At 38.7% G+C, this 13,685-nt stretch carries 14 protein-coding genes; 3 read left to right on the forward strand and 11 right to left on the reverse strand.

From position 1 onward, the window contains the following. Positions 1-67: 67 nt before the first annotated feature. The 6 genes from hemW to KO513_RS08480 all read right to left on the reverse strand — a co-directional run bounded on the left by hemW (position 68) and on the right by KO513_RS08480 (position 6,145). Complete coding sequence (hemW, locus tag KO513_RS08455; RefSeq protein WP_215913028.1) at positions 68-1,201, reverse strand: radical SAM family heme chaperone HemW; 1,134 nt, start codon at positions 1,199-1,201, stop codon at positions 68-70. A gap of 281 nt (positions 1,202-1,482) precedes the next feature. Next, complete coding sequence (gene ruvC, locus KO513_RS08460; RefSeq protein ID WP_215913029.1) at positions 1,483-2,037, reverse strand: crossover junction endodeoxyribonuclease RuvC; 555 nt, start codon at positions 2,035-2,037, stop codon at positions 1,483-1,485. Between the two features lie 10 nt (positions 2,038-2,047). Then, a complete protein-coding gene (locus KO513_RS08465; RefSeq protein ID WP_215913030.1) occupies positions 2,048-2,518 on the reverse strand; it encodes a hypothetical protein in 471 nt (156 codons plus the stop codon). 128 nt (positions 2,519-2,646) lie between these two features. Continuing rightward, complete coding sequence (locus tag KO513_RS08470; RefSeq protein WP_215913031.1) at positions 2,647-3,786, reverse strand: tetratricopeptide repeat protein; 1,140 nt, start codon at positions 3,784-3,786, stop codon at positions 2,647-2,649. Between the two features lie 2 nt (positions 3,787-3,788). Next, on the reverse strand, positions 3,789-5,753 hold the full coding sequence (locus KO513_RS08475) for a M56 family metallopeptidase (protein ID WP_252735717.1): 1,965 nt from the start codon (positions 5,751-5,753) through the stop codon (positions 3,789-3,791). An 11-nt stretch (positions 5,754-5,764) separates the two neighbouring features. Then, on the reverse strand, positions 5,765-6,145 hold the full coding sequence (locus KO513_RS08480; protein ID WP_155598441.1) for a BlaI/MecI/CopY family transcriptional regulator: 381 nt from the start codon (positions 6,143-6,145) through the stop codon (positions 5,765-5,767). A 199-nt stretch (positions 6,146-6,344) separates the two neighbouring features. Between KO513_RS08480 and KO513_RS08485 the strand changes: the two genes are divergently transcribed. Together KO513_RS08485 and KO513_RS08490 are read left to right on the forward strand one after the other, a co-directional pair. Further along, positions 6,345-6,860, forward strand: a complete 516-nt coding sequence (locus tag KO513_RS08485) for a DUF456 domain-containing protein (RefSeq protein ID WP_215913032.1) — start codon at positions 6,345-6,347, stop codon at positions 6,858-6,860. 13 nt (positions 6,861-6,873) lie between these two features. After that, positions 6,874-8,190, forward strand: coding sequence for a serine hydrolase domain-containing protein (locus KO513_RS08490; protein WP_215913033.1), 1,317 nt, complete (start codon positions 6,874-6,876; stop codon positions 8,188-8,190). 14 nt (positions 8,191-8,204) lie between these two features. On the opposite strand, the gene KO513_RS08495 is transcribed toward KO513_RS08490, so the two are convergent. After that, complete coding sequence (locus KO513_RS08495; protein ID WP_215438592.1) at positions 8,205-8,759, reverse strand: nitroreductase family protein; 555 nt, start codon at positions 8,757-8,759, stop codon at positions 8,205-8,207. Between the two features lie 90 nt (positions 8,760-8,849). Continuing rightward, positions 8,850-10,007, reverse strand: a complete 1,158-nt coding sequence (locus KO513_RS08500; protein ID WP_215438593.1) for a homogentisate 1,2-dioxygenase — start codon at positions 10,005-10,007, stop codon at positions 8,850-8,852. A gap of 280 nt (positions 10,008-10,287) precedes the next feature. Between KO513_RS08500 and KO513_RS19720 the strand changes: the two genes are divergently transcribed. Next, entirely contained in the window at positions 10,288-10,413 is a 126-nt protein-coding gene (locus KO513_RS19720; protein ID WP_256439076.1) for a hypothetical protein, read from the forward strand. 233 nt (positions 10,414-10,646) lie between these two features. On the opposite strand, the gene KO513_RS08505 is transcribed toward KO513_RS19720, so the two are convergent. The 3 genes from KO513_RS08505 to KO513_RS08515 all read right to left on the reverse strand — a co-directional run bounded on the left by KO513_RS08505 (position 10,647) and on the right by KO513_RS08515 (position 13,679). Next, positions 10,647-11,924, reverse strand: coding sequence for an NAD(P)/FAD-dependent oxidoreductase (locus KO513_RS08505; RefSeq protein ID WP_215913034.1), 1,278 nt, complete (start codon positions 11,922-11,924; stop codon positions 10,647-10,649). A gap of 126 nt (positions 11,925-12,050) precedes the next feature. Further along, positions 12,051-12,953, reverse strand: coding sequence for a universal stress protein (locus KO513_RS08510; protein ID WP_215913035.1), 903 nt, complete (start codon positions 12,951-12,953; stop codon positions 12,051-12,053). Positions 12,954-13,043: 90 nt separating this feature from the next. Next, complete coding sequence (locus KO513_RS08515) at positions 13,044-13,679, reverse strand: Crp/Fnr family transcriptional regulator (RefSeq protein ID WP_215438739.1); 636 nt, start codon at positions 13,677-13,679, stop codon at positions 13,044-13,046. Between the last annotated feature and the right edge of the window lie 6 nt (positions 13,680-13,685).

The raw sequence follows: 13,685 nt of genomic DNA on the forward strand, positions 1-13,685 counted from the left end.
TTTAAAAAACTTAAAAGCGGTTATCCTTTTCCGTACTGTACAACAGCACTCATTTTCACTTTCATATTTACCCCAAATTTACCATAAAAAGGTCGGATGCGAGACCATCTGCCAAAAAACGACCTTTTTTAGTGGTCAGTAGTGTGTCTCCATTAATATGAAGTAAGTTATCCTTAAGATGTTTTTCGGCCTGCATTAAAGCGTACTCACGATATTTTTCACCAAAATCAGATGCAATTCTAGAAAGCGATACACCCCAAATGGTTCGCAAGCCTGTCATTACATATTCATTATAGGTATCGGTCACTGATAATGTTTCGGTTTCCATAGGGAGCTCCCCTTTTTCAATGGACTTCAAATATCTTGGGTTGTTATTGATGTTCCAGCCCCTACTAACCCCATCATAGGAATGGGCAGACGGGCCAATGCCCAAGTACTTCTTCTGTTGCCAGTATGCTGTATTGTTCCGCGAAAAATATCCGGGCTTCCCAAAATTGGATATCTCGTAGTTTTCAAAACCGGCGGCTTCCAAAGTTTCGGACAAAATATGAAAATGCGCCTGTGCCACCTCATCATCAACATTCTTTACCAAGCCCTTTTTAATAAAGTTGGCAAGGGCAGTTTGTGGCTCAACAGTGAGGGCATAGCTGGAGATATGTGGAACTCCAAAGGAAAGAGCTTTTTCTATGTTTTCCCTCCACCGTTCGTTGGTCATATCCGGAATGCCGTAAATTAAATCGATAGAAATATTATCAAAATATGTGATGGCTTCCCTTATACAATTTTCGGCTTCGCTGGCGTTGTGCGCCCGGTTCATCAACTTTAAATCCGCCTCAAAGAAAGATTGAATCCCTATACTTAAACGATTGATAGGACTCTTGGAAAGAGATATTATTTTCTCCGTGGATAAATCATCCGGGTTGGCTTCTAAGGTAATTTCCGGATGCTCCGAAACCGTATAGTGCTCATAAACCGAATCAATTATCGACTGGATTTCTTCAGTTTTCAATACACTAGGTGTTCCTCCCCCAAAATAGATGGTTTCTACCACTTCATCCATAAACTCATCCTTTCTCAAGAAAAGCTCTTTCTGCAATGCCTGGACCATAGCTTCTTTCTTCCCCATAGAAGTAGAAAAATGGAAGTCGCAATAATGACAAGCCTGTTTGCAAAAAGGAATATGAATGTAGATGCCGCCCATGGGTTAAATAGTATTGAGATTTTAGTAGTTAGTATTGAGTTGTTGGTTGTTGGTTGTTGGTTGTTAGTAGTTAGTAGTTAGTAGTTAGTAGTTAGTAGTTAGTAGTTAGTAGTTAGTAGAAGTTAAAAAACGTCCATCAGGAAATGCTTTACACAAGTTTTTTTTCGTTTAATTATCCTTTACCTCTACTTCTAACTTCCTCCTATTTATATATTTCATCATTGGAATCTCATTACTCAATACTCTTTACTCAATACTCAGTACTAATACTAATCCCTACCTTACTTCTTCACCCTTTTCGCATTCTGCTTTACAAAAGCGTCCCACCCAGTGTAACTTTTACCAACTTCTACCCTCCCTTCGTTATAGAAATGGCAAACTGCTGCAGCAAGACCATCCGTACTATCAAGATTCTTAGGTAAGGTTTTTAGCTTTAATACACTTTGCAGCATTTTAGCAACTTGTTCTTTACTGGCGTTTCCGTTTCCGGTAATCGCCATTTTTATTTTTTTTGGCAAATATTCGGTAATGGGAATTTCGCGTGAAAGTCCGGCAGCCATAGCCACACCTTGCGCACGACCTAGCTTAAGCATAGATTGTACGTTTTTCCCAAAGAAAGGAGCTTCAATGGCAATTTCGTCCGGGTGATAGGTGTCTATCAGTTCTATGGTACGCTCAAAAATGAGTTTAAGTTTGGTGTAGTGATCGTCATACTTTTTGAGCATCAATTCGTTCATTTGGATGAACTCCATTTTTTTTCCTACCACTTTTATAAGACCAAAGCCCATAATGGTAGTACCTGGGTCAATACCGAGTATAATTTTTTCTGTTGCCAAATATTTTAATTTATTGAAGTACTATGGGAATTCTAAATTTTGCCCTAACCGGAATACCTCTTTTAAGTGCGGGTTCAATTTTGGGCAAACTGTTCAGGCTTTTTCCTATTTGTTGATCAAAACCTGGAAGCTGGTCTTCGGTTATATTACCTTTATCAATATGTAAAAGGGATATGGCCCCTGAAGCCTCCATTAAAAAGTCTACAAAAATAGTGTCTTTTACGGCTTCTTCAACCACAAAGTCCGATTCTTCTAGCGTTTTGGAAAAATGTTCCAAAAGCGTTGCCATAAAGCATTGCTTTTGCTCTTGTTTAGAAGCAATTTCATCACAATCGGCAAAAAGAGGGTATTGGTCCACATCTTCCCAATCTATGCTCAATATCTCTTTATTGACCAATTCTTGGGTTTTCTCTTCCTTTGACACCGACCAATTGCATGCGGTAAGTAAGAACAAAAAACATAAAATTGTGAGGTTTCGCATTGCCCTAAATTCTAGGCGGAAATTACGATTTTTTGTGGAGGTTTGTGCTATGAATCGCTATTCCCGCAAGGAAAATACTCCAAAATGGCAGTTTTCAATTAAAAAATGGAATTGAAAAACGATAGTGGTTATTTTACATCATAATGGATTTCCTCTTTTAATTCAGAAATACGCTTGTTTACCATTTTGGACATATAGTCGTTTTTATCACCAAATCTCTCGTCAAATTTTTCATAATACGTTAATTTGATTTTAGGGTCTTTATAATACTGATCCGCCACTGTACAAACATTGTGATAGACCAGTGCATCCTCAGGATCTTCTTGATGTGCCAGTTTGTAGTATTTCAAAGCTGTTTTCATATCGTCATTATTCCTTGCGATTCCCGCTAAAGCTACATATTCTCTTAACAAAAAGGGCTTTTGAACCGTAATGGATTCTTCAATATAGTATTGAGCGCTATCTATTTGCCGATCTTTCCAAAACACCTGACCCAAATTGAAATAGGCATCGGCATTTTCATCATTCAACTCCAGCACCTTTCTATAATTTATCTTTGCCGGTTCAAACTCCCATTCTTTAAAATAACAGTAGGCCAATTTCTCGTAGATATATTCCTTATGCTCGCCCAATGCTATTAACTTTTCAAAATACGGACGCGCTTTAGTGTATTCATCATTGTTATAATACGCCAATGCTTTTAAGTTGAGCATCACCACATCATTTTCATAGAAATGAAGTCCCTTATCAATAAATGTTAAGGCCGAATCTTTTTCTCTCTGGCCCACATAATATTTCCCTAATTGAAATAGACTTCTTAAATGTGTACTATCAATTACCACTGCATTTTTGTAAGACGCCAGACCACGCTCCGTCTTTTTTTCTTCACGAAAAGTCTCTCCCAAATAAAAATGATACTCGGGGTTGTTACTTGCAGCATACGTCAGTTCTAAGAATAGCGCCTCCGCATTCGTAAAGTCTTTTGTTTTCAGATACAGCTTTCCCAGTTCAAATTTTGCAATTTGAAGCGTTGCATCTTGAGACAGCACATTCTGATACTGCGAAATTGCTTTTTCATAATTGCCAATAGCGTTATAGGCCCTAGCAATCTGTAAAGTAGAAGTAATGGAACCATCTTCGGCATAATGGTTAATCGCCTTTATGTAGTTACCTGTAGCGAAGAGACTATCTGCTACGGAGGCTGTTGCTATTTGGGCTTCTGATGTAACACAGAAAACTAACAAAAAGATACTAACTATGACTCTCAAGTTTATCTAAGTTTAAAAGTGATAGGAACTGAATATGGTACATTTACATTTTTACCGTTATGTTTACCCGGGGACATTTTAGGTAATTTAGAAATAATACGTTCCGCTTCCTCTTCTAAAGATTTATCCGGGCCTCTTGTAGAAATATGAGTAATGTTTCCTGAGGTATCCATTAAAAAAATTACCAGAACCCTGCCTTGAATCCCTCTTTCTTGTGCATCCTGCGGATATCTGAAATTCTTGGAAATATGCCGATTTACACTTTTCTGAAAACAGTCTTGTATATTATCCGCATTTTCACAACCCGGAAAAACAGGGGGGATTTCTACTTCTTTAAAAGCCACGGAATTCCCATAAGCTATTTGGGCCTCAGCGGATAATTTAGCTATTTCTTCCTTTTGCATTTGCGCATAAATATCGTCAGTACTAGACGGACTAAACCCTGCCTGTTCTAATTTAAAACTGATAGGAATTGAAAATGGAACTTTGACTGTTTTACCCTCGTAAGAACCCGGTGTCATACGCGGCAATTTTTCAATAATACGGACTGCTTCAGCTTCTAATGATTCATGGGGACCTCTTTTTCGAATATCTACAATTGAACCATCTTCATCAATAGTAAACATAATACTTACCCTGCCTTGAATTCCCTGTTTCTGAGCTTCTTGGGGATAATTAAAATGTTTACTAATATGTTTCTGGATATTTTGTTGAAAGCAAGCTTTTAAATCATTTTCATTTTCACAACCCGGAAAAACAGGAACTTCGTCAGCATAAGTAAAAGGCACTAGATTTTCTTCCCTATAAATCTTTTTCCAATCGTACGGTTCGCCTGCAGAAGGCATAAAGTTTTTAAAGTACTTTGGTGAGCCATTATTATCAATAGTCATTTTAGCCCGAATTGGCTCATTGTTAATCCCCGAAACAAATACGTCATCCTTTGTACTTTCGAACTTCAATGAATTTTCAGAATCTTCTACCTTTAAGCTCCAGGCTTCTTCGGAATCGGCTAGAGACTTCAATCTTGCATACACCTTAGTTTCCTCCTCTTCAGAGAGGTTATCTACGCTATTTACGGTTATTATATTTTCATTATCCTCCAGACTGTTTTCATCATCGTTTTCGCACGAAGTATAAAACAACATCCCTAAAATCAAGGGCAACAATGCCAAATACTTTAATTTGAAAACCGATTTTGATTGTGATTTTTGTAACATGACAATTCGTTTTTTGATTAATGATGATTTAAAAAAATGATTGATGAACGATATATTTTGAGTTTGGAATACTTGGGAAAGCAACAATTGATATTGCTCGTTTTTATTGTTTTTCGCAACTTTTGCATCGGCGATGAACTCGTGCAATTCCGAAATTCTATTTTGGTAGACATAGACCAGCGGATTAAACCAGCCAACAATGCGCATGAGCTCAAAGAAGAGCAAATCCCACGAGTGCCCTTGTTTTATATGAACCAATTCATGGGCTATGATATTGGTGTAATCCGTTTTTGAAACTTTATCCCCAATAAAAATTGATTTAAAAAAGGAGAAAGCCATATTACTATTGGGAATCAATATTTGCGTAAACTCCTTGAAACTAATCCTGTCTCCTTTTGTACTCAAAAGATACAGCTGGCGCAGCTTATAGACCAATAACAACGTAGCTACTAGTGCTCCAGATACAAATAATACCATTTGCCATGAAATGTCTATTGCCGTAGGCTCCTGAACCCCAACTACAAGGGCATTATTTACCCCCCAAAATTCCTCGCCATATTCAATATAGGGCTGTTCCACTGTGGTTTTAAAGGCTTCTATTTTTATAAAGGGCAGCACTAAAGACAGCAAAAATGTGCTCAAAAGATAAAAGCGGTTCCATTGAAAAAAGGTCTCCCGTTTTAAGAAAAAATCATAAATAACAAGAAAAACCAATTGAAAGGCGATGCACTCTAGGATGTACTGTATCATCAAAACAGATTTTAATTATTCTTTTTATTTGTCTCGTCAGGTTTTTTAATATCCTTTAAAATGGACTCCAATTCCGAGAGACTCATATCGTTCTTCTTCATAAAGAAAGAGACCATACTTTTAAAGGAACCCTGAAAATACCCGTCTACCAGCTTGTTAATACTCTGATTGCTGTAATCCGACTTCTTTACGATGGGAAAATACAGATACCCCTTCCCTTCTTTTTCATGGTCTACAAAACCTTTGCTTTCTAAAATCCTTACAATTGTGGATACCGTGTTGTATGCCGGTTTGGGTTCTGGCAACTGTTCAATAATAGCGGCAACATTGCATTTTTCCAGTTGCCACAACTGCTGCATCACCTCTTCTTCTGCTTTTGTTAATTGCTTCATTTAACTAAGTATTTAGTTCATCTACAAAACAAATATAACTAAAAATATAGTTTAAACTAATATTTTAGTTTAAAAAATAAAAATCACATCAACGGATACTAACTAACTGAATATCAAACAAAACAGCAAGTAATTAAATTCATATCCTTTTAGGGTGTAACAAAATGAGGTTATCTTCGTCAAACAGAAAATTGATAAAATGGACATTGTATTACTCATTTTAGGCTTCATCTTTATGCTCATTGGCATTCTGGGAAGTTTCCTACCGGTTCTACCCGGACCTCCTATTAGTTGGGTAGGCCTATTGTTATTACACCTTACTCAGGCGGTCCCCCAAGACAATTTGTTCTTGGGAATTACAGCCGCTCTGGCCCTGTTGGTTTTTGGCTTGGACTATGTAATTCCGGCCATGGGGACAAAGAAATTCGGGGGTACAAAATATGGTGTTATTGGTACCACTCTTGGTCTTTTGGTTGCCCTTTTCTTTCCAATTTTAGGTCCGTTTGGAATTATAATTTGGCCATTTGTTGGTGCCTTAGTTGGCGAATTACTGAACAAAGCCGATGGAAAAACAGCCACTAAAGCCGCATTTGGGTCGTTCTTAGGCTTTTTGACCGGAACTTTTATGAAGTTCTTAATCGCTATAATCTATTTAGGACTCTTTATCTCCAAAGCATGGAACTACCGGCTAGAATTATTTCCATTTCTTAACTAATACATCTCATCTCATGAAAAAGATAATCTGCTTACTTGGTTTTACCCTCATTAGTCTTTCTCTTTTTTCACAAAATTTCAGTTCCCCAAAGCTAGACAGCCTATTTACCGCTCTGGAAAAACATGACCGTTTTATGGGAAGTGTGGCCCTTTCCCATAAAGGAAAGACCATTTACACCAAGACTATTGGTTATGCCGATATGGAAACCGAAAAGAAAGTAGATGTAAACACAAAATTCAGAGTGGGTTCCATTACTAAAATGTTTACTTCCGTACTTACTTTTATGGCCATTGAGGAAGGAAAAATAACTCTGGACCAACCTATAGCCGACTTTTTTCCTAACATTAAAAATGCCTCTAACATTACTATTGGTAATTTGCTTAATCACCGAAGCGGTATTGCCAATGTTACCAGCAGACCGGATTACCTTCTGTGGAATACGCAACCTAAAACAAGACAGCAACTACTGGAACTAATAGAACAAGGGGGTAGCATTTTTGAACCTAATAGTAAAGGGGAATACAGCAACTCCAATTATCAGCTATTGACTTTTATTCTGGAAGACGTGCTAAAGGACAGTTACGCTAATCTTATTAAAACAAAAATAACTGAGCCCCTGAAATTGAAAAACACCTATATGGGGAGCACCATAGATACCAACAACAATGAGGCTTTTTCATATAATTATGACACCCGCTGGAACAAGTCTTTTGAAACCCATATGTCCATCCCAATAGGAGCTGGGGCCATAGTCTCTACTCCTACTGACCTTAATACCTTTTCCACCGCTCTATATGAAGGAAAACTTATTACCAAAGAAAGTCTAAAACAAATGAAGACTTTTGAAGATGGTTACGGCATGGGATTGTTTGAAATGCCTTATTTTACTAAAAGAGGATTTGGACACAATGGTGGTATAGACGGTTTTACTTCTCAACTAGCTACATTTCCCAAGGACCATATTTCCGTGGCACTCACATCTAACGGCACTCGTTATAGCAACAATGATATTCTCATTGCAGTTTTAGCGGCATATTATGACAAGTCTTTTAGCCTACCCAATTTTAAAACCATTGAGGTTACGGCAGAAGATTTAGAAAAATATTTAGGCATTTATGGAAGCAAACAACTGCACTTAAAACTTACTATTACCGAGAGTGAAGGAAACTTAACAGCACAAGCTACCGGTCAGCCTTCATTTCCGTTGGAAGCTGTAGAAGAGCATGCTTTTGAGTTTCACCAAGCAGGCGTACGTCTGGAATTTAACCCAGAAGAAAAGACCATGCTACTAAAACAAGGAGGAAACACGTATACGTACACCAGGGAATAGGCTTTGGACAGGCCTTAATCCATCCAAACTACTTTATCCGCAATTGGGGTCCGCTGCCCCTCTTGGATGGCCTCATCCGTATAGCCCATATAGAAAAAACCCAAACAAGCTTCGCCTTGGTTCATTTCAAAGAAATCGTTCATGTGCTTAACGAGTCCCGGTGAGCTCCAATAGCAACCTATACCCATATCCGTACAGCAGAGCCACATGTTCTGGACCGCCATTGCCGTAGCAGCTACTTCTTCCCATTCAGGAATACTTTGAGCAGGGTCCCTTTGCATACAAATAGCAATAATTGCACCGGCACGTTTAGGATTTTCAATCAGTTTTTTGGCTTTGAATTCTTTTGGGTTCGGTTCATTCTCCAAATATTTCAGAGAAAGGAATAATCCTAATTTTTCTTGGGACTCGCCCTGTAAAACTCGAAACCTCCACGGTTCGGTTTTCTTGTGGGTGGGTGCCCAATTGGCCGCTTCCAATATTTTCTCAATATCGGCTTTGGCTATTGGCTTGTCATTATATTGTGCTGGAAAGACAGAACGTCTATTCTTTATTAAATCTAATATCACTTGTCTCTTTTTTTTCTTTTCTCAAAAGTATCCAAAAAGCAAAACGTAAGCATGGGCTTTAGCAAAAAGATAACAGACCCGCTGTGAGCTCTACTCCAACCAACTCTTATAATACTTGCCATCATCAATATCCATGGCCTGTTGCGTTAATTTTAAAGGCTTAAACGTATCTATCATAACCGCAAGTTCTTCGGTCTTGCTTTTTCCTATACTGGCTTCATAGGTGCCTGGATGCGGACCATGGGGAATACCTGCAGGGTGTAAGGAGATGTATCCTTCATCAATACCTTTTCTACTCATAAAATCACCATCTACGTAGTAGAGCACCTCATCGGAATCTATATTGGAATGATTGTACGGTGCGGGAATGGACTGCGGGTGATAATCGTACAACCTAGGACAGAACGAGCATACTACAAAGGCACTGGTCTCAAACGTCTGGTGTACTGGTGGCGGTTGGTGTACGCGACCCGTAATAGGTTCAAAATTATGAATTGAGAACCCATACGGAAAATTATACCCGTCCCAGCCCACAACGTCAAAGGGATGAGTAGCATAAATCATATGGTGCAATTGCCCTTGCTTCTTCACTTTAATTAAAAACTCGCCCTTTTCATCAAAAGTCTGGAGATTTTGGGGCAACTTAAAATCACGCTCGCAAAAAGGCGAATGCTCCAAGTGTTGTCCAAACCAGTTACGATATCTTTTAGGCGTATAAATAGGATGATAGCTTTCGGTTATCAACAAACGGTTGTCTTCGGTATCAAATTCAATCTGATATATCATACCTCTGGGAATCACCAAATAGTCCCCATATTCAAAAGGAATTTCTCCTAACAAGGTCTTTAACGTTCCCGAACCCTTATGAACGAACAAAAGCTCATCTGCATCTGTATTCTTATAAAAGTACTCCGTTAACGATTTTCTTGGTGCCGCAAGCCCTACGTGAACATCATTGTTAAAAAGAACGGTTTTACGGCTCTGCAAATAGTCATCTTCCGGAGCAACCTGAAACCCTTTGAGCAGCCTAGATTTTATATTGTATTCTACAGCGGCCCTTGGAGCAATATCTAAAGTTTTGCCCACTTCTTTTACTTGGGTAGGCCTATGTAAATGATATAGTAAAGAAGACATGCCATCAAAACCAATGGTGCCGAACAATTGTTCGTAGTGCAAAGTGCCATCGTCTTTTTTGAAAATGGTATGTCGCTTTTGCGGAAACTTTCCTAGTTTATGATATAAAGGCATCGTTTTTTCTTTAAAAATCTAGTTTAAAAATACGGCTTTTTTATCGATATCGCATATTTGGCCCTTTTTATAAATGGATGAAATTATTAGAACAGGACAAAATTCTTAAAATGGAAAAAACGTTTTATTAACGTGTTTCATCGATGAAAACAAATCTATTTGCCGTAAGTTTGAAGTGTTGTTAAGTTGATGAGAATGAGCGATGTAAAACTGAAAAGATTCAACTCTTTTGACCAGTTTTAAAAAACCAGTAAAAAACCAAAACCTTAAACCTCGTATCATGCAAAAAACACAATATCAGTTAAAAGCGGAAAAGGCAAAAAAAGCATGGTTATCCATCCAGAACAAAGTAACTTCTAAACGCAACCAAGAAAATCTTCTTGAACGCCAACTGCAAAAAATCTAAGCTTTTAGAGTCAGAATATCATTAGGTCTACCTATTAATTCCTAAAGGTAGCCCGATGGTTTCATGTGCCCGATCGCTACCCTAAAAGGGAAACCACCTGCAAACAGCGCACAAAAAAAGCCTTCCAACATGGAAAGCCTTTCATTGGCCCAAACCTATACAGGCTCTGGGTCACAACACAACATGGCAAAGATACTAAAGCATTTTAATTAATTGCTATCTGTACCGCTAAACTATGATCTAGGGGTAAAACGCCTAAGAATAAGCCTTGCCGCTTTATCATAATTGATGTAATTGTAGGCCCAGTTAAAAAATACAATAACCTTGTTCCTAAAACCAACAAGCGCCATTAAGTGCACAAACATCCAAATGAACCATGCGAAAAAGCCTCCAAATTTTAGTTTTTTGATGTCGGCTACGGCCTTATTTCTTCCTACAGTAGCCATGGTTCCTTTATCTACATAGGTAAAAGGTTTCATTTCCTTACCCTCTAGCAATTTCTCCAAATTTTTGGCCAAAAGCTCCCCTTGTTGGATTGCAGGTTGCGCCACTTGTGGGTGCCCTTTGGGAAAAGCCTCTGTTTCCATATAAGCAATATCTCCAATAGCAAAAACCGAATCATACCCCTCTACTTGATTAAACCGGTTTACTTTATACCTATTCAATCGTTCTACCAATATATGGGGTGCAAAACCCTCAATTGCAGCACCCGTTACACCCGCCGTCCAAATAAAGTTTTTAGTACGTAGCGTGCTTCCGTCCTTTAAGGTAACCTGTTCTCCATCATAATTACTGGCAATAGCATTTAGATGTACGCGCACACCCAATTCCTTTAAAAATTTGGTAGCCTTTTTAGAGGCGTTCTCACTCATTGGAGGTAAGACCCTAGGGCCGCCCTCGAACAGGTTGATTTCCATTTCATCTACATTCAGGTGCCTATAATCCTTTGGAAATACATTATTCTTTAATTCTGCAAATGCCCCGGCAAGCTCAACTCCCGTTGGTCCCGCTCCCACAATGCAAAAATTAAGTAAGGCTTTGCGCTCTATAGGGTCTTGGGAATCATCTGCCTTTTCAAAATTCTGCAACATTAGACTTCTAATGTCCAATGCCTGCGGCACACTCTTCATAGACATGGAGTACTGGGCAATCTGCTGGTTTCCAAAATAGTTGGTCTTTGTACCTGTTGCCAGAACCAGATAATCATATTCTAGGTTTCCCGTATCTGTAAAAATCAGTTTTTGTTCGGGGTCAATACGCTCAACATTGGCCAGTCTAAAGTAAAAATTCTCCAAGTGTTTTAGCACTTTGCGAATAGGGTACGCAATGGAATCCGGCTCAAGACCGCTGGTTGAAACTTGATATAATAAGGGTTGAAATGTATGGTAGTTATGCTTATCCAGTAAAACAATCTGTAAGTCTATTTCACTAAGTTTTTTTGCTAGTGATATTCCGGCAAAACCGCCACCAATGATCACTAATCTCTTCTGACCTGTATTAGGAAGGTTCATCGCTAATTTTTTTACAAAATTAAGAAGAACCCCAAGAGTATCTTTTTTATTTTGAGAAATATAACATATAAAATTATCGCAATAAAAAAACTAGGATTTTGTTTGTCCCGCTATGGTAAAAATTGATTACTCAGAAATTAAAGAACTCTCCTCTTTCCGGCTCTTTAAAGAACTGCACATACCCAGTTCCGGTATAACCAACAAAGGTATCTGAGTGTGAAAAGCCACACGTTTCACCACAAGCTCTCTGGTTATATTTTCCATATAACTATGTTGGTAATGGAGCATGGCCAACAGGTGAATATCCAGCTCATTGCTAAACACCTCAAGCGTTTTGGAAATGGAATTCAGTTCCGAAACCGTATGTACGTAATGCTCCACACCATTTAGATATTTGCGCAGCATACCTAAATTAAACTTCTGAAGTTCCGTTAATGCGGAAATTTTGTGCTGTACGTGCACTATCCTAATTACGGCGTTAAAGGTAAGGGCCATATCCAAAAGAGGCTTAAGCTCCGACTCCGTATAAAAACGATTGAAATCTGTTGCAAAAGCTATTTCGTCCGGTGTTTTGAATTTAAAATGTTGAGGAACGGCAAGTACCGGACATCTCTTTACCGCCTTTATTATTCGTACCGTGTTACTCCCCATAAAGACCTCATCTAGACTAGATGCCCCTTTGGTTCCGGCAATGACCAAATCTATGTTATAATCATCCACCACTTCCCGTATCTCGTCTACCAACATTGAAAAAGAAGATATGGCCGTGAATTTATGCTTAGGGTTTTGGAACTGGGCCTGTATTCCTGAAATGAAGTTAGTTAACCCTTCCTCTGATTGTCTTCGTGCCGAATCCTCTATTTGTCCGTCAGAAACATTGGCAGCCATGAACCTACTGTGTGCAATATGGGGCGTATAGGTATTTAGCACATAAAAGTTACAAGCTTCATTTTCAAAAAGCTCTATGGCGTAACGCGCCGCATTCCATGCATTTGCCGAAAAATCTGTGGGAAGTAAAATATTTTTCATCTACTTTTTTTATTGAAATCTTCAAGGGTAAAAGTAGAACCAAACCCATAGGCAAACTATGACATATATCAGTTTTTGAGAAGTGCGCTTTTAGAAACCTTCAATTAGGTCTAAAAGTTTACGTTCCTCAACCACCCCAATCCGTTTTCCGGAAGTCTTGATCAATCCCTTTTTCTTAAATTCGGAAATAATCCGGATACAGGATTCGGTAGCAGTGCCCACCACATTGGAATAATCTTCTCTCGACAAGGTTAATTTCAAGAATCCTTCATCATCCTCTCCGTAATTCTTTTTGAGGTATAAAAAGGCTTCGGCCATTCGTTGCTTCACGGTTTTCTGGGACATATTTACAATAACATCATCTGCCTCCTTTAAATCGTGGGCCATATGGCGTAATACCTCAACCGCAAAATTCGGGTTACAGTCAAGCGTATTGGAAATAACATCTTTGGGTATAAAACACACCTCCATATCACTCACCGCAATAGCACTTAGGTTCGTTACCTCTTCCGCAATTACGGAACGTTGCCCCATTACAGCACCCTTACTGGCCAACTTCACTATTTGGTCCTTTCCGTTGGCACTAAGTTTAGACATTTTGGACACACCGTCCCTAACACAGAAAACACCATCTAATTGTTGACCTTCGTGAAAAAGGGCTTCACCTTTTTTAAGAGTCTTGGAGATTTTGGAATCGGACACTTTCTTCAATTCTTCTTTGCTCATAGCACG

The sequence above is a fragment of the Zobellia sp. B3R18 genome (genome assembly GCF_018860715.1).
GTDB lineage: Bacteria > Bacteroidota > Bacteroidia > Flavobacteriales > Flavobacteriaceae > Zobellia > Zobellia russellii.